The organism is [Anoxybacillus] calidus (assembly GCF_013760845.1).
GTDB classification, from domain to species: domain Bacteria; phylum Bacillota; class Bacilli; order Bacillales; family Anoxybacillaceae; genus Paranoxybacillus; species Paranoxybacillus calidus.
The window spans coordinates 353,937-376,274 of the sequence record NZ_JACDUU010000003.1 but is presented as its reverse complement, the minus strand read 5'-3'; the positions used below and the strand labels follow the sequence as shown (position 1 = coordinate 376,274).

The window sequence follows — 22,338 nt, the reverse complement described above, 5'->3', positions numbered from 1 at the left end:
TTTCTCGATTCTTCGAAAAATACCGTTATTTCAAGCGTTTTTCAAGCTCCGCTTTCTTCTCTTCATACCCAGGTTTACCTAAAAGTGCGAACATATTCACTTTGTACGCTTCTACACCTGGTTGGTCAAACGGGTTCACACCTAACAAATACCCGCTCATCGCGCAAGCTTTTTCAAAGAAATACACAAGATAACCGAATGTGTATTCATTTAATTCTGGAAGTGTAATGACTAAATTCGGCACACCACCGTCTGTATGCGCAAGAAGCGTTCCTTCAAATGCTTTCGTGTTGACAAAATCAACCGTTTGGCCAGCTAAGTAATTCAATCCGTCTAAATCACTTTCTTCCGCCTCAATCACTAAGTCATGGCGTGGCTTTTCCACCTTTAATACCGTCTCAAATAAATCGCGGCGACCTTCTTGGATATATTGCCCTAATGAGTGAAGGTCAGTTGAGAAATTGGCAGATGCAGGGAAAATTCCTTTTTGATCTTTTCCTTCACTCTCGCCAAACAGCTGCTTCCACCACTCAGCAAAATATTGCAGCGCCGGTTCATAGTTAATAAGCATTTCAATCGTTTTCCCTTTATTGTAAAGGATGTTGCGAACAGCTGCGTACTGATAAGCAGGGTTTTCTTCAAGCTCTGATTTACTGAAGTCTTCACGAGCCTGAGCTGCCCCTTTCATCATTTCTTCAATGTTCGCACCGCTCACCGCAATTGGAAGCAAACCAACCGCTGTTAAGACAGAGTAGCGTCCACCAACATCATCTGGAATAATAAATGTTTCATATCCTTCTTCTGTTGCTAACGTTTTTAATGCACCGCGCGCTTTATCCGTTGTTGCATAAATACGCTTACGTGCTTCCTCTTTTCCGTATTTTTCTTCAAGCAACTTACGGAAAATGCGGAAAGCAATCGCTGGTTCTGTTGTTGTTCCTGATTTAGAAATGACGTTAATGGAGAAGTCTTTTCCTTCCAACAAATCCATTACATCTCTCATATATGTGGAGCTGATGTTGTTACCAACGAAAATAATTTGTGGTGTTTTCCGTTTTTCTGTTGGAAGAGCGTTATAGAAAGAGTGTTGCAACATTTCAATCGCTGCGCGCGCTCCTAAGTAAGAACCGCCAATACCGATGACAAGCAAAACGTCAGAGTCTGATTTAATTTTTTCCGCTGCTTTTTGAATGCGGGCAAACTCTTCTTTATCATAATCGACAGGAAGGTCAATCCAGCCTAAAAAATCATTTCCCGCTCCTGTCTTCTCATGTAATGAATGATGCGCAACCTTTACTGCATCACGTAAATATGTAAGCTCATGTTCTCCAAAAAAAGATAATGCTTTTGAGTAATCAAAACGAATATGTGTCATGTATTCGTTCCTCCAAACCAAAAATTTTTTACCTTATTCCACTTTAACGAAATGAGCTTCGATAATCAAGTTAGCGGAGAATTTGTAAGCGAATTCATTTGTGACATTTTTTAGAAAAAGCTCATACATGTCGTATGAGCTTTTGAAACATTAAAGCGAGGCACGTAAAATCGCTAAGACATCGTCACGATTTAATGGTTTAAACCGCCCGAGCTCATCATGCGCCATTGCCTTATCTGCCATTAATTCCAGATTTTCTTCGCCAATTCCGTAATCAGCTAAACGGGATGGGGCACCGATGCTTGACCAAAACTCACGCAGCTTTTCAATACCTTCTAAAGCGACTTCACGGTCAGATTTTCCTTCTGGGTTAACATCAAACACACGAATCGCTAGTTGTTTAAAGCGAGCGACGTTTTCATCAAGCACGTGTTTCATCCAATTTGGGAATAAAATCGCAAGCCCTCCTGCATGCGGGATATCATAAACAGCAGAAACAGCATGTTCGATTCTATGTGTTGCCCAATCTCCGCGCAAGCCCATTTGCAGAAAACCGTTTAAGGCAATCGTACCACAGTAAAGAATCGTTTCGCGCAGCTCATAATTTTCCAAATCATTAACAAGCTTTGGTGCTGTTTCCATCACCGTACGCAATACCGCTTCGCACATACGGTCTTGCAGAGGGGTGTTTTTTACATTATGGAAATATTGTTCAAAGACGTGTGACATCATATCAACAATGCCGTAAATCGTATGATCCTTTGGAACCGTCAATGTGTAGGTTGGATCCAAAATAGAGAATTGAGGGAATGTCACAGGACTTCCCCATCCATATTTCTCTTTTGTTTCCCAATTCGTAATAACGGAACCAGAGTTCATTTCTGAGCCGGTTGCCGCCAGCGTTAAAATCGTACCAAATGGAAGAGCTTCCGTTACTGTCGTTTTCTTCGTAATGAAATCCCATGGGTCACCATCGTATTTTGCCCCCGCGGCAATCGCTTTTGTGCAGTCGATCACGCTACCGCCGCCGACGGCTAATAAAAATTCAATATTTTCTTTTTTACAAATATCTACGCCTTTATGTACAGTAGAAAGACGCGGATTTGGTTCCACTCCCGGGAGCTCAAATACTTCAACAGCTAACTCGTTCAAAATGTTCATAACTTGATCGTACAAGCCGTTACGTTTAATGCTGCCACCACCATATACAAGTAAAACTTTTTTACCATATTTAGGGATTTCTTGTTTTAGTTGTTCAATTTGTCCCTTTCCGAAAATTAGTTTTGTCGGATTATGAAACGTAAAATTCTGCATCACTTATTCCCTCCTTCACACTTTCATTATCATTAATTTTTCCCTGTTATGTAAAGTAAAGACACTTCTTTAATGCAATGAATATTTTTATCACTTGTTATGCAACCTAAAAGCGAATGATATAAAAAAGGAGGAATCCGTTTATGAGTACACTTCAACGTATCGCACTATTACTTACAATTATCGGAGCAATCAACTGGGGCTTAATCGGCTTCTTTCAATTTGACTTAGTTGCTGCTATTTTCGGAGGACAAGACTCTTGGTTATCACGCATCATTTACAGTCTTATCGGAATCGCGGGTTTAATCAACCTTGCCCTTTTATTCAAACCAGCTGAAGAACTCGGACGCACTGAACCAAAAGTTTCTAGGACATAAGAAAAGCGGAGGCGCCGGAGCTAGACAATAAGAAAAGCGGAGGCAAACGCGCCTAACTGCAAACAAAAGAGGCTGACCCCAAGCGAAGTGTCCCCCACAATTACAATATATAGTGTATAACATGGATCAATCACTATATATCATGAATTGTGCGTGAAGTCAGACACTTTCGGGTCAGCCCTTTTCGTCATTTGTTAAGTAAATCTTCACGCTTTGACTGTTCAATCCATTCTTGTAACTTCTCTTTTAATGTGTTAAATCCTCTTGGTTCTTCGGCACTCGTTTTTATTTTTGCTTGCCGTTTTACTTTTTTCTCAACCAATGCTTGTTTTACAGGCTGACTTTCTGTTGCCTTTATAGAAAGGCTGATTCTTTTTGACTCTTCGTCTACAGAAAGAACCTTCACTGTTACTTCATCGCCAACTCTCACATGCTCATTGATGTCTTTAACAAACCCATGCGCAATCTCCGAAATGTGTACAAGCCCTTGCGTATCTTCATCAAGTGCTACAAATACACCATAAGGCTGAATCCCTGTTACTTTTCCTTTTACGATACTACCTACTGCAAACTTTGCCATGAAAACACTCCTAATTTTCTTTAATTTGGATACTGTTAAATATGCAATTTTAGATTATACCACTATGAATATGTATAATCAAAAAAACTCCATGTCTTAATAAGAAATGTGACAAATTAAATAAACTTTACCTAAATTAATGCAAAAAACGATAGCATTCGATAAGTACAATTCGAAAAAAATGATATGATAAACATAGAAAACTCACATAATGAATATAAAGGAGGAAGAAAAAATGAACACAATTGGCCAAAACATAAAAAAGTACCGCGAACAACGAAAAATGAGCCAGCAAGAATTAGCGCTAAAAGTACGAGTAGGAACGGCAACAATTCAAAAATATGAATCGGGAGAACAAATCCCCGACACACAAACCATTTTAAAGCTTTCAACCGCTCTTGATGTGCCTGCATCAGAATTGATGGAACAAGAAGTTTCCAACTCTTCAGGGCTTGACCCGGAAATCGAATATCTCATTAAGGAAATCGGCATAAAACGAGCAAAGTTGATTTTGCGAAAAGCAAAAGAATTTAGCGAAGAAGATTTTTTACGCGTCATGCAAATGCTTTATGAAATTAAATATAATCAATCGCAAACAGAGTAAAAATCATTGATGGCAAATTCCTGATTTGGAATTTGTCTTTTTTAAGGATGAAAACTGTTTATTGCCGCTAAGGCTAACGTACTTCATAAACGAATTGGACATTAGTTTATGCTGTAATGTATTCCATTCAATAATAGCCATTACACTTTTTAAATATATGTCAACTTTTCCGTCACCGCATTGCCGCGGGACAGAAAAGCCAAATCGTCTTCATAATCTAGTTAAGAAACGCTTCATGCGCTTAACAGCTTCCTGTAATTGCTCAAGGGAAGAAGCATAGGAACAGCGAATATATCCTTCCCCGCTTTCGCCGAAAACCATTCCTGGCACAACCGCTACCTTTTCTTCTAACAATAGCTGTTCAGCGAATTGTTCTGACGTTAGGCCTGTTGCTTTGATAGAAGGAAACGCATAAAAAGCTCCACCCGGCAAATGGCAAGATAGCCCCATTTCATTTAATGATTGCACAAAATAATTACGACGGCGGCGATAGCTTTTCTTCATTTCCTCAACGTCATTCGCACCGTTTTTTAATGCCTCAATCGCACCATATTGCGCCATCGTTGGGGCGCACATCATTGTATATTGGTGAATTTTTAACATTGCCTGTAAAAATTCCGAAGGAGCAGCCGCAAAGCCAAGCCGCCATCCTGTCATCGCAAATCCTTTTGAAAAACCGGAGACGAGAATCGTCCGCTCGCGCATCTCTTCGATAGCGGCAAAACTTGTATACGCCTCGTCATAGGTTAATTCGGCATAAATTTCATCAGAAATAACAAGTAAATCATACTTTTTGACGATTTCACTAATTGCTTCGAGCTCTTTTTTATTCAACACCGTACCGGTTGGATTGTTAGGAGAACAAAGAATGAGCGCTTTTGTTTTCGAGGTAATGACTTGTTCTATTTGCTGCGGCTGCAGCTTAAATTCATCTGCTCCGCTCGTCTGTATGGAAACAGGAATACCTCCTGCCAAGACAACAAGCGGTATATACGAAACAAAGCTTGGTTCCACCACAATGACTTCATCGCCAGGATTGATAATCGCTCTAAGGGCTAAATCAAGCGCTTGACTAGCCCCGACTGTTACCAGAATTTCTGTTTTTGGATCATATCCAACATGAAAATTACGCAAAAGATAGGATGCAATCTCTTCACGAAGCTCCAACAGTCCCGCGTTTGCCGTATAAGACGTATACCCTTGTTCTAGAGAAAGAATACACGCTTCCCGCACGCTCCATGATGTCACAAAATCAGGTTCCCCTACTCCGAGAGAAATCACTCCTTCCATGCTTGCCGCTAAGTCAAAAAATCGGCGGATACCTGATGGCTTTAAGTTCACTACGGTTTCCGATAAATATTCTTTTGTTCTGTATGTCATGGCGACATCACGATCCGTTTGTCTTGATCCCCCTGTTCAAAAACAGTTCCGTCATGTTTATACTTTTTTAAAATAAAATGGGTTGTTGTTGAAATAACCGAATCGAGCGTCGATAACTTTTCGGAAACAAAATGCGCTACTTCAGACATGGAACGTCCTTCAATCACAACGGACAAGTCGTACGCACCGGACATTAAATAAACAGATTTGACTTCCGGAAATTTATAAATTCTTTCCGCTACTTCATCAAAACCAACGCCGCGTTTCGGTGTTACTTTCACATCAATCATCGCTGTAACACCTTCGTGTCCATCGATTTTACGCCAATCAACAATCGCTGCGTATTGCACAATCACTTTTTCTTCTTCTAATTTGTGCACAATCTGCTCTGTCTCTTCGATGGATAACGATGCCATTTTTGCAATTGTTTCTAGCGGCAAACGTGCATTTTTAGCCAGTATTTCCACTACTTCTAATTCTTTTTCTGTTAATTTCATAGTTAACCCCTCCTATATTAGAATTTTCACATAATTTGAATAAATTTGCACGAAAAATTTTCGTAAAGTTCATTGGTTACAATAAAAGAAAAGCAATTGTTGAGGTGAAAGAGAGATGACAACCATTGCAGCAGCGAACCATTTCACAGCCAATATCCATGGAGTGAACATCCACTATGAGCTATACAATCAACGAAGCAATCAACCTTTTATTGTGTTAATTCACGGCTTTCTCTCGTCCACCTTCAGCTACCGACGGCTTATTCCATACTTGATGAATGATTTTTCGGTATTAGCGCTTGATTTGCCTCCGTTCGGCAAAAGCGAAAAATCCATTCGTTTTCAATATACGTATAAAAATCTCGCTACACTTGTTATTGAACTATTAGCTCGCCTGCAAATACGAAGCTGCATTTTAGTAGGACATTCCATGGGCGGACAAATTTCCTTAAACATCGCAAAACAACGTCCGGATTTAGTCCAGCAAATGATCTTGTTATGTAGCTCAGGTTATTTGAAACGCGCACAAATGCCGCTTCTTCTCTCCACATATATTCCGTATTTTCATTTATATGTGAAACGTTGGCTCGAGCGGCAAGGAGTAGAGAAAAATTTATTAAATGTCATCTATGACCATTCATTGATTGACGAAGAAATGTGTAAAGGATATGAACAGCCGTTTTATGATGAGCAAATTTTTAAAGCACTCGCCCGGCTCATTCGCCATCGTGAAGGAGATTTATCCTCTGAGGAATTAAAAAAAATTAAAACGCCCAGTCTGCTCGTTTGGGGCGAGGAAGATAAGGTCGTGCCGATTCATATTGGCAAAAGGCTTCATCAGGACTTGCCAAACTCGCAATTTATTTCATTTCCGAAAACAGGCCACCTTTTGCCTGAAGAAAAACCGAGTCATGTGTATGAGCAAATTTTAAGGTTTATTCATTAGAATAGAGCGATAAGGTCTTTTCCTAGATAAATAAAAAAACGGAGATGCTCTCATTAGCTCTCGCAGCAAAATGTTCTTCATCTCCGTAAATGTTTTTTAACATATGGGATATTACAGATAACAAATAGGCTGACCCCAAAGTGCCAGCCCCCCCATCTATAATACATAACGGATGAGAACTAATTATTATGATGGATTTCACGTAAGGTCAGACACTTATGGGTCAGCCTATTAGTTAATCGTACATTCCGCTTCATTTTTCACTTTTAATAATTCCTCTGCTATTTTCATGCATTTTTCCAAAGGAATAACCTCTTCAAACGAGAATTCATAAATAGCTTGAATTTTTCTTGCTAATGGCTTAATTGCATCACATTCGTGAACGGCTTGTAAAACGTCGACAGCCTCTGTTTCGTAAGCGTCGCTGCCATAACCAAGCGGATCCCAGTGCTGAATCATATCTAATAGCGTCATATTCATTTTTTGCGTATTCATCTTCATCACCTTTTTTATTTTAACATGAGCATATAGGAAATGGAGAGATGTTTCATGTATTCGTTTGACGATTTTATTGAACGGCGAAACACCTATTCTGTCAAGTGGGATGAAACAGAACGCATTTTTGGTGTAAAAGATGTATTGCCAATGTGGGTAGCTGATATGGATTTTCAAGCTCCTACGGAAGTGATTGAAGCTTTGATAAAAAGAGTGGAGCATGGCGTTTTTGGCTATACATCCATTCCTGTTTCGCTAAAACAAGCCGTTTGCAACTGGATGGCGGGCAAGCACGAATGGCGAATTAACAGTAAATGGCTCTCCTTTTCTACCGGAGTGGTACCCGCTTTAGCAACTGCTATTCAAGCGTTTACCTCTCCAGGTGATAAAATTATCGTACAAACTCCTGTTTATTATCCGTTTTTCCAGCTCGTCCAAAAAAACAACCGTGAACTTGTACTCAATCCGCTTCAACTGACAAATGGAAAATATGAAATGGATTTCGCTAACCTGAAAGAAAAGATAAAAGGAGCAAAATTGTTACTTCTATGCAACCCACATAATCCCGGAGGACGGGTATGGTCAAAAGAGGAGTTGGCTAGGTTGGGAGAGTTATGTCTTGAACACAATGTCATTGTCGTTTCCGATGAAATTCATTCCGATTTAGTTTTTTCTGGTTCCCGACATACACCGTTTGCCTCGATTTCCGAGGAGTTTGCTCAAATCTCAGTCACGTGTATCGCTCCAACAAAAACGTTTAATTTAGCCGGCTTACAATCCGCTATCTCAATTATTCCAAACCGCGCATTAAAAAAACAGTTTGATAACGTTCAACAGCGGCAAGGTTTTTTCACGCTCAATACGTTTGCAGTCATCGGGACGGAAGCTGCTTACCAGCATGGCGAACAATGGCTTAACGATTTATTGAAATATATCGAGGGAAATGTTGAATTAACTTGTTCCTTTATTGAAAAACATTTATCAAAATTGAAAGTAATGAAACCGGAAGCTACCTACCTTGTATGGATTGATTGCCGCAAGCTACAAAAAAGCGACCAAGAACTAAAACAACTTCTTTTACAGAAAGGAAGAATTGCTGTTGAACCAGGGAACAAATTTGGCGAAGACGGTAACGGTTTTATTCGTTTAAATGTCGCTTGCACTCGGGAAACATTGCAAGAAGCATTGAAGAGATTAGTAGCAGCACTAGCGGATTTGTAAATATAACGAAACAACAAATAAAGAGGTTGTCCAAAAAGCAAAGTGTCAGACCCCACAACACAGGTTAAATAAACTACATTACTGTGGATGCGCCTGAGATCATACACTTATGGACAGCCTCTTATTGCTACTAAATCCTTTACTCTTACTTGCCCGCTTTATTTTCTCCCGTTTTTTCCCGCTCATGTTTCTCTTCTTTGCTTTCGCCTTTGCCTTCCATTTTCTTTATTTCTCCACAGGCAATTCTTCCACCGGCATCCCCTGCCGGCTGTGTCATCCCATCATCTTTTTTCGCATGTATCACGAGAGATGTTCCCTCTTTTGTTAATAATGTTGTTTTTCCTTCCTTTAACGTCACTTGCGGAGCAAGAATCTCCGCTTTGACTTTTCCGTCTTCTCCCACAATTAAATTGGGCAAATCACCGGCATGAGCTCCTTCGGGATGAAGCAGACCATGCTTTTTATCGTCCGGATTATAATGATTACCTGCTGATTTAAAGTCTGGTGGCTTGCAGCTTCCTTTTTCATGAATGTGAAAAGCATGCTCCCCCGGCGGCAATCCTTCAAGATTTAATTCAAGTTTAACCCCTTCCGGCTGTTCTGACAGCTTAACCGTTCCTAATGAATCACCAAAGCTATTAAACATCTCTACATCCATCTTTGTCGGTGGCTGTTCGGTACAAGCGCCTAAAACAGCGAAAACACACAAAAAAAGCGTTCCTCTTTTTAACACGTAAGACCCTCCAAAAACACGTTTTTGGGTCTAGTGTTTCCTTAATAAACAATATCTATAACTGTTGATCATCTTTTATCATATTTTGCTTTCTCAGCTGTTCCTCAAACTCTTTTGCTTTTTCCTCTTGACGCTTAGAAATTTTGATAATGAAACGCATTGCCAATATAGCGGCAATAAAAAACAGCGTAAACGTAATCGCCGCCGGAATGTATTCCGATTTATCTTCTGGAAAATATAAAAATAAGTTCAATATATAATTCAATAACATCTTTCGACAACCTTTCACACATATAGATTTATAACCATATTATATCAAAGGTGTTTCGCCCACTTCTACTTTTGGAAATAAATAAGCCAAATCACTTTTGGAGTGACTTGGCCCATTACAAAGCAAATTTATTTAACAGCTTGCTGAAGTCGACACGGTCGCCAATCGTCGGCGGCTTTGGTTTTGCCATATATTTTTTATCCTTTTCAATCAATTTGAAAATATTATACGTTGTGAATGCATCATCGAGCGCACAATGATGTTTGCCAACCCCTTCGTTTCCGTACTCTTGTACAGCTTTCCATAAACCGGTTTGATTTTGCTCTCCAAAAAACTTTTTATATTCCATCGCTAAATCGCGATGCTCACTGGTGAACGGAAATGGGAGACTCGCTTGCGAACAGTTATGCCTGAGCACTTTCATATCCATATTTCCCCATGTAATAACCGTACTTGGATATAGGCTGTCATATTTCTTCAGCCGGCCGACAAGTTCCTGAAGGCTAATTCCTTTGTCTACTTGTTCTTGTGTTATATTTAAAAATGATTTACATCTCTCTGTCAAAATTGGAAACTTAATCGGCTTTACATAAGCAGAAAATTGATCATAAATTTCACCATTTAATACGGAAACAAGACCGACTTCAATAATTTCTGGAAAAAAACCACGCGGACTTCTTTTACTTTCGGGCATCGTGAATTCAAAGTCAAGAAATAAATATTGATGTCCTTCCTTCACATCTCTGTCCCCCCTTTTTCAGAAAATAAAATATTACAACCTTTTCAATAACAAAGCAAAAATATTATTTCGACCAATGGTATTATTTTCATTATATCATGAGATTCCATTCTTTTACGGTTTTTTTCGAAAAATATTTAAAAAAAGGCGAAATATTCAAACCATTTACCCAGCATTGACCGCACCTGTGTATACATGGAAAATGATAGTATGAAACGTAGTGTCTTTTTTACAGAGGAAGTGATAAATAAATGCGTGCAATGATTGGGTATTTATTGACGTTATTGACCTTGTCTTGCTTTTATATACTCGTTTTAAAAGTTGGGGAAGAATGGAACAATGTCAAACCTGTTTCAGCAGTCCTTGAAGGAAAAATCAAAATGAACGATATTCATTTACAGCAAAACAGTTATATTTATGACCGAAATAACGAATTAATTTCCGAACATATTAACGAGCAAAAAAGGAAATATATTTCGTTAAAAGAGATACCAGACATTGTGAAACAAATATTCATTGTAACAGAAGACTCCCACTTCTATGAACATTCTGGATTTGACATAGCAGGAGTAACTCGGGCCGCGATTGTCAACGCAAAAAGCGGCGCTCTTGAACAAGGAGGCAGCACCATTACGCAACAGCTTGCCCGGAATCTTTTTTTAAATCATGAAAAAACATTGAACCGGAAATTAAGTGAATTGCTTTACGCTTACCAACTCGAGAAAAAGCTGACAAAAGATGAGATTTTAGAATTATACTTAAACGCGATTTATTTTCAAAACGGTATTTACGGAATCGAAACGGCTGCTCAATACTATTTCAGCCGCCCGCTTAAGCAATTAAGCCTTGGGGAACTTGCGTTTATATGTGCGATTCCAAACAATCCGTCATTATATGACCCGCTCACTCATTTTACTGAAACAAAAAAACGACAGGAGCGCATCCTGCAAATTCTTTTCAACAAAGGGATTATTAACAAGGAAACCTTCGATGCAGCGCGTTCGGAACAAATTTCCTTACGCTTACAAAAACCGGTTGACCTTTTTCCTGATTATGTTACATATGTGTACCATGAATTAAAACAACTCATTTCCCTCAAAGAAGGAATCAGCGGTGAACAATTGGACAAGCGGGCAAGCGAAGTATTGCAATCGGGAGTGCGGATTTACACATCTCTCGAGCCACGCATTCAACAGAAAGCCATCGCGGCGGTTCAAACATATCTTCCGTACAAAAATGTGCAGGGAGCAGCTGTCGTGATCGACCATACAACCGATGAAATTATCGCTTTAACCGGCGGCAAACATTACAAAAAGTTTGACTTTCACCGCGCTTTTCAAGCGTATCGTCAACCCGGTTCCGCTATTAAACCGCTGCTTGTGTACGGCCCTTATATCGATCGATTTGGAGCAACCTCCTATTCACTCGTTAGTGCAAAGGCGTTTTGTAAAAATGGTTACTGTCCAAAAAACTACAGCAATCGCACTTACGGAATGGTAACGCTAGAAACGGCGCTCCAATATTCATATAACACTCCAGCCGTACGGTTGCTTGATGAAATCGGAATAGAGCAAGCATTTGCCTATTTGAAAAAATTTGAATTCAACAGTCTGACAACTAAAGACTACGCACTTCCGGCAGCGATTGGCGGCTTTACAAAAGGAATGACACCACTTGAATTAACAAACGCCTATACAACATTTGCCCATGACGGAATGTTTCAAAAAGCGCATGCCATTCGCAAAGTGACAGATTTACAAGGAAATGTGCTTTATGAATGGCCGCAACACACAAAGAAAGTTTGGAGCAAAAAGACAAATGATATAATGCGGAAAATGCTCGCTCAAGTCGTGAAGGAAGGGACAGCGAAAAAAGCTTATTTTCCAAGCCCTTATATCGGCGGAAAAACAGGGACAACAAACGATTATAAAGATTTATGGTTCATCGGGCTTACAAATGTTTATACTGCCGGTGTATGGGTTGGCCAAGACAAGCCGACAAATATAGAATTGATTAGTAAACAAACACCGCATTTACACATCTGGAAAACGATTATGCAATCTAAAAAATGACAAGAGGTTGACCATTTCCATAGTCAACCTCCTTGCTTTTCATCATGAAAGGGGCAGACTCTCTAAAAAACTGTTATACAGTTTTATACATACATAAACAATCGTTAACATAAACGCAAACCAGAATGCAATATGAAAAAACACCATTCCAATAAGACCTGCTGGCGTTAACGTAGAATACGTTTTATAAACAAAGTAAATAAAATATACGAGTGTTGTTACTAAAAAGAGAGCAGCAACAACGACAATATAATTGACAAACAGAAGAGACAACATTCCGCTCAAAACATAAAACACCGAGCCAAAACGAATTTCATTTAAAACCAATCCATGTCGATCTTTTGAAAAAAATAGCATCGACAGCTGAATCATCGTATCAGCAATTAATTTTAAAGCGGAAAAAAGCATAAAAAAAAGCAAACTTGCGAGGAAAAAAAGAGTGAGTTTGATTCCGTTTTCCGAAAAAAACTCTAACATTCCGCCATATAAACCAAATTTTTTAAATAAACGAATGATTTCTATTTCTACATAAATGCCAAAAGCTATGCTGTATAATATAATCGCAATGAGTGGCAAATATCCGGTTACATATGTATTTTTCATAAATACAGCCTCCTACGCTTTCATTATAAAAGATGCACTATAGAGAGGGAATATCACATGAAAAAATGGATTCATTTATTGCTCATTTTTCTGTTATTTGGCTGCTCTAACTCAGCCGAACCAAAAACGACATTAACGATTTCAGCTGCAGCAAGCATGAAAGACGTTCTTAGCTCCATTAAGAAACAATATGAAGCAAAACATCCATCTGTGCAATTATCATTCAATTTTGCTTCAACCGGCACGCTTAAAAAGCAAATCGAACAAGGAGCACCTGTCGATCTTTTTATTTCTGCATCACCAGATGTCTTTAAAGAGTTAAAGAATAAAGGGTTCATTATACCAAGGCAAAACAATCATCTTGTTTACAATGAGCTTGTTCTCATTGCTTCAAAAACAATCACAACACCCATTCACTCACCGGAAGATTTAACAACCAAAAATATTCAAACGATTGCCATTGGTATTCCGGAAACCGTTCCTGCCGGAGCCTATGCAAAGCAGTGGCTCGAAGCTGTACATGTTTGGGATAAAGTAAAAAAGAAGCTGATCTTGGCGAAAGATGTCCGCGAAGTGCTGACTTACGTTGAATCAGGAAATGCAGAAGCGGGAATTGTCTATCGAACAGATGCTCTTTCTTCTAAAAAAATAGATATTGCCGCTCAAGCAAATCATCATCTCTTTAAAGAACCAATCGTATATGAAGCGGGAGTTATTCAGTCGTCTCCTCATAAAAAGCAGGCAAAGGATTTTTTATACTATTTACAAAGTAATGAAACGAAAAAAATTTTTAAAGAGTTCGGATTTATATTGGAAGAAAGATAAAGGTGCCCTATAATATTTGAAGATGCGCTTAAAATAATATAATTTATGTCATATGTTATCGTAAAAAGGCGGAGTTCGGGGTTGAAAAACGTTATTATCCATAAAATTATGATATTCATTTTCACAAAAGATCAGCTAAGAGGCTACTGGAACAAACAAAAGCCAATTGTAGACTTTGATTCCCTTACAATGAATGAAGCTTGCCGAAGATATGCTTCATCACTCCTCACACAGCTAGCTTGAACAACACATTCTTAACCATGGCTAGAGGAACGAAGAACGAAAAAGAAGGACTTGTATTAGAGGAAGATGACTCACGAGAAGATATCCATGTCGAAGTAGTCGACACCTCCATTCCTAGTCGTGCATCAAGCAAATTATTTATTGACCGCCTAATAGAGTTTACTTGCGATCATCGTCAATTCTCATTTTATCTCAAAGAACTACATAAAGATGGAAACAAATTAAATGGTCCATCATACGGCGGTCCAGTGAATGCCAAATAATTATAACAACGAAGGGATGAAGACCATTGCATGAAACAATAACAAATGAAGTTTCGAACTTCCAGTACTACCTAGCGATCGGCATCTTTTTAATTACTTATGCCATCATCATTTCTGAAAAAATCAATCGTGCTGTGATTGCTTTACTTGGCGCGGCATTCATGATTGGGTTCGGCATCGTTGATTTACATAAGGCGTATACACATCATATTGAGTGGGGAACGATCACCCTCCTTATCGGGATGATGATTCTTGTCAACATCACAAGTAAATCTGGTTTTTTCCAATATGTTGCTATTAAAGCAGCAAAAATGGCAAAAGGAAATCCGATTCAGATTTTAGTGATCTTATCATTGTTAACAGCTACGTTATCCGCATTTCTTGATAACGTTACGACCGTATTGTTAATCGTTCCTGTAACGTTTTCCATTACAAGAATATTACGTGTAAATCCTGTACCTTATTTAATTTCAGAAGTATTATTTTCCAATATTGGCGGAACCGCAACATTAATCGGAGATCCGCCGAATATTATGATTGGCTCAGCGAACAAACATCTCGATTTTAATGATTTTCTATTTCATTTAACACCTATTGTAATCGTTATCATGCTTGTTACCGTAACGATTCTATACTTTATATACCGCAACCAACTAAAATCCGATCAAAAATTGATTGAACAATTAATGCAAATTAACGAAAAGGAATATATCAAAGATGTTGTTTTATTAAAAAAATCGGTAACTGTATTAGGATTGACAATTTTAGGTTTCATTTTCCACTCTGTTATTCATCTCGATGCGGCGGTTATCGCGATGACAGGAGCGATTATTTTAATGTTAATCGGCGTTAAAGAGCATGAACTTGAAGAAGTATTTGCTTCTGTCGAATGGGTAACGATTTTCTTCTTTGCCGGCTTATTTACATTGGTCGGTGGACTTGTTGATATCGGTTTAATTAAAAGCCTAGCCGAGCACGCGTTAAAAGTAACAGGTGGAGACATTTCCGTAGCTTCTTATTTAATTCTTTGGGTATCCGGTATTGCTTCAGCAACGATTGATAACATTCCGTTTGTCGCAACAATGATTCCGCTTATTCAAGATATGGCAGTCGGCATGGGCTTATCCCCTGACTCTCCACAAATCGATGTGTTATGGTGGTCATTGGCACTCGGAGCCTGCTTAGGTGGAAACGGAACGCTCATCGGGGCATCAGCCAACGTCATTGTTGCAGGAATGGCGTCGCGTGAAGGTCACGGATTCAGCTATTTTGATTTTCTTAAAATCGGAGCTCCTTTAACGCTCATTGCTCTGCTTATCTCTCATGCCTATATTTGGATTCGTTATCTCATGTAGGAACGATTTTCTAAGAAAAAGCGCGTTCATCAAGCGAACGCGCTCTTTTTTATTTTTCATGCATATAGTATAGAGGAAATTTTGTAAATGAAAGGATGGTTGATTATGTATTTTTATAGCGCATATCCCCCCATGCCATATCAACAGCCTTTTTACAATGCTTATCCAGCATTCTCTTTGACGTCTTATCGCCAATATCCGCCAATTGACACTACATTATTTAATCAATCCATTATCGCTATGCAAAAACTAATGAAGGATGCAAGCCTCATTTTGAAAAAGCTAGCTGAATCAAAGGAATTTGCCTTCAAAGTAATGTCCGCTGCGCAAGAATCCCATACAAAAGAAGTAAAACAATTAATTGAGTCAATTGGTATTCAGTCTAAAGTCGATATTTACTATAATCCTGACGGCATCCGCCTAACATTATCGTCAAAGGCTGGGCAAATCGAATGCTGTAAGTTAGCCATCTCTTTGCGCTGGAAAACATTTTTATGACGAAAGAGGCTGTCTCATAAGGTTAGGTCCTTATGAGACAACCTCTTTATACTTTAGGCATTATCGTTTTTATCAATCGACTGTTTTTTTCCGATAGTCCCTGCATCTCTTAAGTCGTATCCATCATCATTTTTGCTGACATGAATGATATCTTCATTTGCTCCGCTTTTGCTTGCCCTCATGATTTCTTTTGCATATTCATCGAGTTCCATACTCATTCCTCACTAGCCTAGTAATAAATTAAGCAAATATAGTTTATGCAATCGTTAAAAAAATATGTACCCACCTATCGCGCTTATCCGCTCATGTTACTTCTCAATATTTACTATATTAAAAAAATTAAAACTGTAATCATTGATATTGTCAGGAGCGATTGATTAATGATACTTTTTATTTAATATTGATTTTGACGATGTTTGTCGAAAATTATCAAAAAACTTATGTAAGCAGCAAGGAGAGAGGGAAAACATGAATTATATTTGGGGAATATTAGGTATTATAATCATTTTTTCCATCGGCTTATTGTTATCAACGAATCGAAAAGCCATCAAATTACGCCCCGTATTAGGAGGTTTGGCGATCCAACTGATTTTTGCGGTCGCTGTATTAAAATGGGAAACAGGAAAAAATGCATTAAATTGGTTCACATTTAAGGTGAATAACATTATCAGCTGCGTAAATGAGGGAATTAACTTTTTATTCGGCGGCTTTTTTACGAAAGAATCCGGCATTACATTCGTATTTGCCATTCACGTATTATCTATTGTCATTTTCTTTTCATCGCTTATTTCTGTGCTTTATTATCTTGGTATTATGCAATGGGTTGTTCAAATTATCGGTGGAGGGTTATCTAAGCTTTTAGGGATACGCAAAGCCGAGTCGGTGTCGGCTGCAGCAAACATTTTTCTCGGACAAATCGAAGCGCCGCTTGTTGTTCGTCCTTATATCACCAAAATGACGCAGTCGGAATTGTTCTCCGTGATGACATGTGGACTTGCTTCTGTCTCTGGTTCTGTTCTTGTTGGCTACTCCTTGTTAGGTGTGCCGCTGGAATATTTGTTGGCTGCTAGCTTTATGTCAGCACCGGCTGGGTTAATTATGGCAAAAATTATTGTTCCCGAAACCGAAGAAACAAAATCAGATGAGGAAATTAAGATGGAAGCGGATAATGAATCTTCGAATGTCATTGATGCCGCGGCCAGAGGTGCCAGCTTCGGCTTGCAGCTCGCTCTCAATATCGGGGCAATGCTTCTTGCATTTATTGCTTTAATTGCTTTAGTAAACGGCATTCTTGGGGAAATTGGCAGCTGGTTTGGTGTAAAAAATTTATCTTTAGAACTTATTCTTGGTTATGTGTTCGCCCCCCTTGCTTTTGCCATCGGTGTTCCTTGGTCTGAAGCCATTACAGCAGGAGGATTTATTGGCCAAAAACTTATATTAAATGAGTTTGTTGCCTATTCTTCATTCGCCCCGCACATCGAGAATCTTTCTGCTAAAACGGTTGCGATTATCAGCTTTTCACTTTGCGGATTCGCAAATATTTCAGCACTGGCCGCTCTTTTAGGCGGACTTGGAAGCTTAGCACCGAATCGTCGACAAGATATTGCGCAATTAGGATTCAGATCACTTATCGCTGGAGCATTGGCTTCTATGTTGAGTGGAGCCATTGCCGGCATGCTTATATAATCTCTCATAAGCAGCGGATAGTTTACTTTCAATAGGCTGTCTCAAAAACAAAGGGTTAAATCTCAGCTGTAATACTTATAATCAATGAAAAAATTACAGCCGTTTAAGTATATAACCCTTTATGAGACTGCCTTTCTTTTTTGTTAACCTTTTCAAAAATAAGATTGACATATTTCACGTTATTCGGTACGATTTTGTTAACTACATATAGCAGAGGTGTTAACATATGTCTCATCAACCAAGATTCCGTGCACTTGACCTTACTTTAATCGGAATGTTTGTCGCGTTAATGGCAATTGGTGCAAATATTACATCATGGGCACCATTTTTAGTTATCGGCGGTGTACCAATTACACTTCAAACATTTTTCTGCGTGCTAGCAGGAGCTCTTTTAGGCCGTCGTCTAGGGACTTTAGCAATGACGGTTTATATGTTAGTCGGTTTAATCGGTGCGCCAGTATTCGCCCAATTTTCTGGCGGTTTCGGCATGATTGTCCGCCCGACATTTGGTTTTATTTTATCTTTTATTCTTGCCGCATACGTTACAGGACTTGTCATTGAAAAAAGCGACGGAAATCCTTCTATTGCTCGCTTTATCACTGCCACATTAATCGGTATGGTTATTAACTATGTCGTCGGTACAAACTGGATGTATTTCGCATTTAAATTTTGGGCTCAAGCACCAGAAGGATTTTCTTATTCTCTTGTCTGGAGTTGGATGCTTGCCCCGCTTCCAAAAGACATTATTTTATCCGTTGTTGCTGGAATGATTGCACCACGCATTTATTTCTCATTGCAAAAAACGTCTTCTTATACACGCCGCACCGCTTAACATAAAAAGTGCATGTCGTAAACGACATGCACTTTTTATATGTTAGAAAAATAGTTTTAAGACTTGATAAACAAATCCTGCAATAAGTGCAGAAATAGGCAATGTAATAATCCATGTCAACACAATACGCCGTGCTACTCCCCATTTTACACCTTTCACGCGCTGCGCTGCACCAACACCCATAATAGCTGATGAAATAACATGCGTAGTACTTACAGGCAAGTGGAAAGTAGTTGCCGCAAAAATAATCATCGCAGATGAAAGGTCCGCAGCAGCTCCATTAACAGGGCGAATTTTCATAATTTTACCGCCAACTGTTTTAATAATTTTCCATCCACCGATGGAAGTTCCAATCCCCATAGCAAGAGCTGCAGAAATGCGCACCCATTCCGGAATATCTGTCGTTGAATGATAATTGGCTGCAATTAATGCCATTGTAATAATTCCCATCGCTTTTTGCGCATCGTTTGTTCCATGTGTGTATGCCTGCATCGCTGCTGTTACAACTTGGAACATGCGGAATCCTCTTGTCGTTCTTGTTAAATTAGCATTTTTAAACAGGATACGGAAAAGACTCATAACAATAAAACCGACAGCTAAAGCTAGAAACGGCGAAATAATAAGCGATTGTAAAATTTTAAGAAATCCTTCATAGTTTAAAATTCCGAAACCGGCAGCCGAAATTGCTGCACCGGCAATAGAACCAATTAATGCGTGTGAAGAACTGCTCGGAATTCCGTAATACCACGTAATCAAGTTCCAGGCGATCGCTGCCGTTAATGCGGCTAAAATCACAACAGGACCGTTCTCTAACGCAAATGGATCAACAATATCTTTTGTAATTGTCTTCGCCACTCCTGTAAATGTTAAGGCACCGGCAAAGTTCATGACAGCCGCCAAAATAATCGCTTGACGAGGTGTTAGCGCTCTTGTTGAAACGGATGTTGCAATCGCGTTTGCTGTATCATGAAATCCGTTAATAAAATCAAACGCTAAAGCAAAAATAACAATTAAAACGGTCAGAGTTAAGATTGTATCCATACTCTCTATAGTCTCCCTTACGCATTACGCATAATAATCGTTTCAATTGTATTTGCAACATCCTCACAGCTGTCAGCGATCTCCTCAAGCATTTCGTACAATTCTTTATACTGAATGAGTTTAATTGGATCTTTTTGCGTTACAAATAAGTTTTTAATCGATGCACGTAAAATTTCATCGCATTTTGATTCATAATCTTTAATTTTAATCGCATGCGCTCTCATATCGAGCAGTTTTTTGTTCGCTAAAAGCTTTAAAGCTTCAGAGATTTCAATTGTGCTTTGGTAAATATTATTGAAAAACTTCGCCATATGATCATCAATGTCTGTAAAAGAAAACATTTCAAAACGAGCTGCACACTGTTCTAGACCATCTAACACATCATCCATTTTCATTGCTAATTGGTGAATATCTTCACGTTCAATCGGTGTGATAAACGTTTTGTTAAGGGCAACAACTAACTCATGAATAAAAGAGTCGCCTTTCTTTTCATATTCCTTCATAACGCGGGCAAACTCTTTTAAATCACTTAAGTTGTTAATTTTGTACTCAACAAAATACTGTGCTGATTCTTTGACATTTTCCGAAATAGTAAATAATAAATCAAAAAACACGTCTTTTTTTGGCGAAAAAATCATATGAAAACCCCCATTTATACTATATAAAATATATAGAAAAAAGAGCCACCTGTCCTATTTTATCAAGATATGTCGAATTTACAATTATTTTAGCTAAAATTTACAAAAACTTAACATTAACTTAACATTTATTAAACATAAAATTTTATTACTACCTTATTTTATTTTTCACAAAAAACTTTGTTACTATCTCATTTTATTGTTTGTAAAAAAGGCTATCCGAATAAACGGACAGCCTCCCCTACCAAATTATTCAAAACGCTCAACAAATGTCGCAAGCGTACGCACCATCACTCCTGTCGCACCAGCTGGTCCAAGATCATGCGCGCTTGATGTCACTGATGTACCGGCAATATCAAGGTGAACCCAAGGTGTATCTTCGGCAAACTCGCCTAAGAAAGCGCCGCCCATAATCGCATGCCCCTCACGTCCTGGAGAGTTATTAAGATCAGCAATTTTACTGTTGCGAACGCGTTCTTTATCTTTCTCTGTAATTGGCAAGCGCCAAATAAATTCTCCCGTCTCTGCTGAAGCTTCCAATAATTGTTCAAACAATTGCTCATTATTTGTCATTGCTCCAGTCGTGTGATTTCCTAACGCGATAATCACACCACCTGTTAACGTAGCCACATCGATAATGTAATTCGCTCCATGATGCTTTGCATAAGTAATCGCATCAGCTAAAATCAGTCTTCCTTCAGCATCTGTATTTTTGACTTCAATCGTTTTGCCGCTCATTGACGTGATCACATCATCCGGCTTGAATGCATGACCACTTATCATATTGTCTGTTGCAGGAATGACGGCAACAACATTTTGTTCAGGACGAAGCTCACCGATGATTTCCATTGCTCCAAGGACAGCTGCAGCCCCTGCCATATCCGTTTTCATGTCAACCATGCTCTCTCGCGGTTTCAGCGAATAACCGCCTGTATCAAATGTGACCCCTTTACCAACTAAACCGATAACATTTTCCCAAGTTTCTTTTCCTTGATATTTTAAAACAATCATTTTCGGCGGCTCCGTAGATCCTTTATTAACCGCAAGAAACGCACCCATGCCGAGCTTTTCCATATCTTCTTTTTCAAGCACTTCATATTCAAAATCGTACTTCTTCGCGAGCTTTACTGCATAATTGGCTAAATCAGCAGCTGTTAACATGTTGCCTGGCAAGTTCACTAATGTGCGTGCAGAATTCGTCGCATTTCCATATACATAGCCGACTGTTAAACTAGCTTGAACTTCTTCCTGATCACCTTGTGTATAAACGACGACCTTCTCAATTCGTTTTTCCGGCTCATTTGATTTTTGTTTATAGCCTGCAAACTGATAGGTTGCAAGCGGTAGCGCTTCGGCAAGAGCATGTGCTGCTTCATTATAGTCAATCTGATCGCTCGTGAACGTATCAAGTGCAATCGCTACCTTTGTTAATTTTGCTTCTTTCACCGTTTTAAACAACTTCCCAAACGCTTCTCTTAACACTTCAAATGTGAGATCCTCTTCTTTTCCCAAGCCGACAAAATAAAGCCGCTTTACATTTATTTTCCCAAGCGTATGTACTTTTGTAACCGCTTTTTTCTTTGCGGATATGTCCCCTTCCTTTAACAAAGTCATGAGCTGTCCATCAAGCAGCTCGTTCATTTCTCTTGCCAATCCATCCAGTTGCTTATTCTTTTCAAATAATCCAATGACTAACGCTTCATGTAAATAATTTAGATCAAGATGATTTAATACTGTAAACATAAAAAAC

At 38.9% G+C, this 22,338-nt stretch carries 25 protein-coding genes; 11 read left to right on the top strand and 14 right to left on the bottom strand.

Annotated elements, in window-relative coordinates:
- Positions 1-25 precede the first annotated feature (25 nt).
- Positions 26-1,375, bottom strand: a complete 1,350-nt coding sequence (locus tag HNQ85_RS08705) for a glucose-6-phosphate isomerase (RefSeq protein ID WP_181537341.1) — start codon at positions 1,373-1,375, stop codon at positions 26-28.
- Between the two features lie 150 nt (positions 1,376-1,525).
- Positions 1,526-2,689 carry an iron-containing alcohol dehydrogenase gene (locus tag HNQ85_RS08700; RefSeq protein ID WP_181537340.1) on the bottom strand — a complete coding sequence of 388 codons (1,164 nt, stop codon included), beginning with the start codon at positions 2,687-2,689 and terminating at the stop codon, positions 1,526-1,528.
- Between the two features lie 143 nt (positions 2,690-2,832).
- Here HNQ85_RS08700 and HNQ85_RS08695 point away from each other — a divergent pair, with 143 nt between their 5' ends.
- Positions 2,833-3,066 (top strand): DUF378 domain-containing protein, encoded by a 234-nt coding sequence (locus tag HNQ85_RS08695; protein WP_181537339.1) that lies wholly within the window; start codon positions 2,833-2,835, stop codon positions 3,064-3,066.
- 187 nt (positions 3,067-3,253) lie between these two features.
- Here the strand turns inward: HNQ85_RS08695 and yugI are convergent, their stop codons facing one another.
- On the bottom strand, positions 3,254-3,646 hold the full coding sequence (yugI, locus tag HNQ85_RS08690; protein WP_181537338.1) for a S1 domain-containing post-transcriptional regulator GSP13: 393 nt from the start codon (positions 3,644-3,646) through the stop codon (positions 3,254-3,256).
- 235 nt (positions 3,647-3,881) lie between these two features.
- On the opposite strand from yugI, the gene HNQ85_RS08685 reads away from it, so the two are divergent.
- On the top strand, positions 3,882-4,250 hold the full coding sequence (locus HNQ85_RS08685) for a helix-turn-helix domain-containing protein (protein ID WP_181537337.1): 369 nt from the start codon (positions 3,882-3,884) through the stop codon (positions 4,248-4,250).
- 210 nt (positions 4,251-4,460) lie between these two features.
- Here HNQ85_RS08685 and HNQ85_RS08680 read toward each other — a convergent pair whose 3' ends face one another.
- Positions 4,461-5,630 (bottom strand): aminotransferase, encoded by a 1,170-nt coding sequence (locus HNQ85_RS08680; RefSeq protein ID WP_181537336.1) that lies wholly within the window; start codon positions 5,628-5,630, stop codon positions 4,461-4,463.
- A complete protein-coding gene (locus HNQ85_RS08675) occupies positions 5,627-6,127 on the bottom strand; it encodes an Lrp/AsnC family transcriptional regulator (protein WP_181537335.1) in 501 nt (166 codons plus the stop codon). Before HNQ85_RS08675 ends, HNQ85_RS08680 begins: the two co-directional genes overlap by 4 nt.
- A gap of 115 nt (positions 6,128-6,242) precedes the next feature.
- Between HNQ85_RS08675 and HNQ85_RS08670 the strand changes: the two genes are divergently transcribed.
- A complete protein-coding gene (locus HNQ85_RS08670) occupies positions 6,243-7,073 on the top strand; it encodes an alpha/beta fold hydrolase (protein ID WP_181537334.1) in 831 nt (276 codons plus the stop codon).
- A gap of 231 nt (positions 7,074-7,304) precedes the next feature.
- Here HNQ85_RS08670 and HNQ85_RS08665 read toward each other — a convergent pair whose 3' ends face one another.
- Positions 7,305-7,568: a DUF1871 family protein gene (locus tag HNQ85_RS08665; protein WP_181537333.1), complete on the bottom strand. Its 264-nt coding sequence runs from the start codon at positions 7,566-7,568 to the stop codon at positions 7,305-7,307.
- 54 nt (positions 7,569-7,622) lie between these two features.
- Here HNQ85_RS08665 and HNQ85_RS08660 point away from each other — a divergent pair, with 54 nt between their 5' ends.
- Positions 7,623-8,789 (top strand): MalY/PatB family protein, encoded by a 1,167-nt coding sequence (locus tag HNQ85_RS08660; RefSeq protein ID WP_181537332.1) that lies wholly within the window; start codon positions 7,623-7,625, stop codon positions 8,787-8,789.
- A 145-nt stretch (positions 8,790-8,934) separates the two neighbouring features.
- On the opposite strand, the gene HNQ85_RS08655 is transcribed toward HNQ85_RS08660, so the two are convergent.
- The 3 genes from HNQ85_RS08655 to kapD all read right to left on the bottom strand — a co-directional run bounded on the left by HNQ85_RS08655 (position 8,935) and on the right by kapD (position 10,532).
- Positions 8,935-9,498, bottom strand: a complete 564-nt coding sequence (locus tag HNQ85_RS08655) for a superoxide dismutase family protein (protein WP_409994125.1) — start codon at positions 9,496-9,498, stop codon at positions 8,935-8,937.
- A gap of 79 nt (positions 9,499-9,577) precedes the next feature.
- On the bottom strand, positions 9,578-9,793 hold the full coding sequence (locus tag HNQ85_RS08650; protein WP_181537331.1) for a hypothetical protein: 216 nt from the start codon (positions 9,791-9,793) through the stop codon (positions 9,578-9,580).
- 115 nt (positions 9,794-9,908) lie between these two features.
- On the bottom strand, positions 9,909-10,532 hold the full coding sequence (kapD, locus tag HNQ85_RS08645) for a 3'-5' exonuclease KapD (RefSeq protein ID WP_181537330.1): 624 nt from the start codon (positions 10,530-10,532) through the stop codon (positions 9,909-9,911).
- Between the two features lie 251 nt (positions 10,533-10,783).
- Between kapD and HNQ85_RS08640 the strand changes: the two genes are divergently transcribed.
- Entirely contained in the window at positions 10,784-12,604 is a 1,821-nt protein-coding gene (locus HNQ85_RS08640) for a transglycosylase domain-containing protein (protein WP_181537329.1), read from the top strand.
- 42 nt (positions 12,605-12,646) lie between these two features.
- Here HNQ85_RS08640 and HNQ85_RS08635 read toward each other — a convergent pair whose 3' ends face one another.
- Positions 12,647-13,207, bottom strand: a complete 561-nt coding sequence (locus HNQ85_RS08635; protein ID WP_181537328.1) for a DUF5366 family protein — start codon at positions 13,205-13,207, stop codon at positions 12,647-12,649.
- Positions 13,208-13,264: 57 nt separating this feature from the next.
- Between HNQ85_RS08635 and modA the strand changes: the two genes are divergently transcribed.
- The 4 genes from modA to HNQ85_RS08615 all read left to right on the top strand — a co-directional run bounded on the left by modA (position 13,265) and on the right by HNQ85_RS08615 (position 16,391).
- Positions 13,265-14,032 (top strand): molybdate ABC transporter substrate-binding protein, encoded by a 768-nt coding sequence (modA, locus tag HNQ85_RS08630; RefSeq protein ID WP_181537327.1) that lies wholly within the window; start codon positions 13,265-13,267, stop codon positions 14,030-14,032.
- Positions 14,033-14,232: 200 nt separating this feature from the next.
- On the top strand, positions 14,233-14,538 hold the full coding sequence (locus HNQ85_RS08625; RefSeq protein ID WP_246326822.1) for a hypothetical protein: 306 nt from the start codon (positions 14,233-14,235) through the stop codon (positions 14,536-14,538).
- Between the two features lie 26 nt (positions 14,539-14,564).
- A complete protein-coding gene (locus tag HNQ85_RS08620; protein ID WP_181537326.1) occupies positions 14,565-15,893 on the top strand; it encodes an ArsB/NhaD family transporter in 1,329 nt (442 codons plus the stop codon).
- Between the two features lie 87 nt (positions 15,894-15,980).
- Entirely contained in the window at positions 15,981-16,391 is a 411-nt protein-coding gene (locus tag HNQ85_RS08615) for a hypothetical protein (RefSeq protein WP_246326821.1), read from the top strand.
- 53 nt (positions 16,392-16,444) lie between these two features.
- Here HNQ85_RS08615 and HNQ85_RS08610 read toward each other — a convergent pair whose 3' ends face one another.
- Positions 16,445-16,603, bottom strand: a complete 159-nt coding sequence (locus HNQ85_RS08610) for a hypothetical protein (protein WP_181537325.1) — start codon at positions 16,601-16,603, stop codon at positions 16,445-16,447.
- A gap of 256 nt (positions 16,604-16,859) precedes the next feature.
- Here HNQ85_RS08610 and HNQ85_RS08605 point away from each other — a divergent pair, with 256 nt between their 5' ends.
- Positions 16,860-18,077 carry a NupC/NupG family nucleoside CNT transporter gene (locus tag HNQ85_RS08605; RefSeq protein WP_181537324.1) on the top strand — a complete coding sequence of 406 codons (1,218 nt, stop codon included), beginning with the start codon at positions 16,860-16,862 and terminating at the stop codon, positions 18,075-18,077.
- 226 nt (positions 18,078-18,303) lie between these two features.
- The gene (locus HNQ85_RS08600; protein WP_181537323.1) at positions 18,304-18,909 is read left to right on the top strand and encodes a biotin transporter BioY; all 606 of its coding nucleotides are present in this window, start codon (positions 18,304-18,306) and stop codon (positions 18,907-18,909) included.
- A 42-nt stretch (positions 18,910-18,951) separates the two neighbouring features.
- Here the strand turns inward: HNQ85_RS08600 and HNQ85_RS08595 are convergent, their stop codons facing one another.
- The 3 genes from HNQ85_RS08595 to HNQ85_RS08585 form a co-directional block, all read right to left on the bottom strand.
- The gene (locus tag HNQ85_RS08595; RefSeq protein ID WP_181537322.1) at positions 18,952-19,950 is read right to left on the bottom strand and encodes an inorganic phosphate transporter; all 999 of its coding nucleotides are present in this window, start codon (positions 19,948-19,950) and stop codon (positions 18,952-18,954) included.
- A 17-nt stretch (positions 19,951-19,967) separates the two neighbouring features.
- Positions 19,968-20,588, bottom strand: a complete 621-nt coding sequence (locus HNQ85_RS08590; protein WP_181537321.1) for a DUF47 domain-containing protein — start codon at positions 20,586-20,588, stop codon at positions 19,968-19,970.
- A gap of 249 nt (positions 20,589-20,837) precedes the next feature.
- Entirely contained in the window at positions 20,838-22,331 is a 1,494-nt protein-coding gene (locus HNQ85_RS08585; RefSeq protein ID WP_181537320.1) for a leucyl aminopeptidase, read from the bottom strand.
- Positions 22,332-22,338 lie beyond the last annotated feature (7 nt).

Excerpts from the sequence above, each read along its gene's own strand:
- HNQ85_RS08585 (WP_181537320.1), bottom strand. The coding sequence starts at position 22,331 with ATGTTTACAGTATTAAATCATCTTGATCTAAATTATTTACATGAAGCG.
- HNQ85_RS08595 (WP_181537322.1), bottom strand. The coding sequence starts at position 19,950 with ATGGATACAATCTTAACTCTGACCGTTTTAATTGTTATTTTTGCTTTA.
- modA (WP_181537327.1), top strand. The coding sequence starts at position 13,265 with ATGAAAAAATGGATTCATTTATTGCTCATTTTTCTGTTATTTGGCTGC.
- HNQ85_RS08695 (WP_181537339.1), top strand. The coding sequence starts at position 2,833 with ATGAGTACACTTCAACGTATCGCACTATTACTTACAATTATCGGAGCA.
- HNQ85_RS08685 (WP_181537337.1), top strand. The coding sequence starts at position 3,882 with ATGAACACAATTGGCCAAAACATAAAAAAGTACCGCGAACAACGAAAA.
- HNQ85_RS08615 (WP_246326821.1), top strand. The coding sequence starts at position 15,981 with ATGAAAGGATGGTTGATTATGTATTTTTATAGCGCATATCCCCCCATG.
- HNQ85_RS08590 (WP_181537321.1), bottom strand. The coding sequence starts at position 20,588 with ATGATTTTTTCGCCAAAAAAAGACGTGTTTTTTGATTTATTATTTACT.
- HNQ85_RS08700 (WP_181537340.1), bottom strand. The coding sequence starts at position 2,689 with ATGCAGAATTTTACGTTTCATAATCCGACAAAACTAATTTTCGGAAAG.
- HNQ85_RS08705 (WP_181537341.1), bottom strand. The coding sequence starts at position 1,375 with ATGACACATATTCGTTTTGATTACTCAAAAGCATTATCTTTTTTTGGA.
- HNQ85_RS08670 (WP_181537334.1), top strand. The coding sequence starts at position 6,243 with ATGACAACCATTGCAGCAGCGAACCATTTCACAGCCAATATCCATGGA.
- HNQ85_RS08675 (WP_181537335.1), bottom strand. The coding sequence starts at position 6,127 with ATGAAATTAACAGAAAAAGAATTAGAAGTAGTGGAAATACTGGCTAAA.
- HNQ85_RS08660 (WP_181537332.1), top strand. The coding sequence starts at position 7,623 with ATGTATTCGTTTGACGATTTTATTGAACGGCGAAACACCTATTCTGTC.
- yugI (WP_181537338.1), bottom strand. The coding sequence starts at position 3,646 with ATGGCAAAGTTTGCAGTAGGTAGTATCGTAAAAGGAAAAGTAACAGGG.
- HNQ85_RS08680 (WP_181537336.1), bottom strand. The coding sequence starts at position 5,630 with ATGACATACAGAACAAAAGAATATTTATCGGAAACCGTAGTGAACTTA.
- HNQ85_RS08635 (WP_181537328.1), bottom strand. The coding sequence starts at position 13,207 with ATGAAAAATACATATGTAACCGGATATTTGCCACTCATTGCGATTATA.
- HNQ85_RS08610 (WP_181537325.1), bottom strand. The coding sequence starts at position 16,603 with ATGGAACTCGATGAATATGCAAAAGAAATCATGAGGGCAAGCAAAAGC.
- HNQ85_RS08665 (WP_181537333.1), bottom strand. The coding sequence starts at position 7,568 with ATGAATACGCAAAAAATGAATATGACGCTATTAGATATGATTCAGCAC.
- HNQ85_RS08650 (WP_181537331.1), bottom strand. The coding sequence starts at position 9,793 with ATGTTATTGAATTATATATTGAACTTATTTTTATATTTTCCAGAAGAT.
- HNQ85_RS08640 (WP_181537329.1), top strand. The coding sequence starts at position 10,784 with ATGCGTGCAATGATTGGGTATTTATTGACGTTATTGACCTTGTCTTGC.
- HNQ85_RS08600 (WP_181537323.1), top strand. The coding sequence starts at position 18,304 with ATGTCTCATCAACCAAGATTCCGTGCACTTGACCTTACTTTAATCGGA.
- HNQ85_RS08605 (WP_181537324.1), top strand. The coding sequence starts at position 16,860 with ATGAATTATATTTGGGGAATATTAGGTATTATAATCATTTTTTCCATC.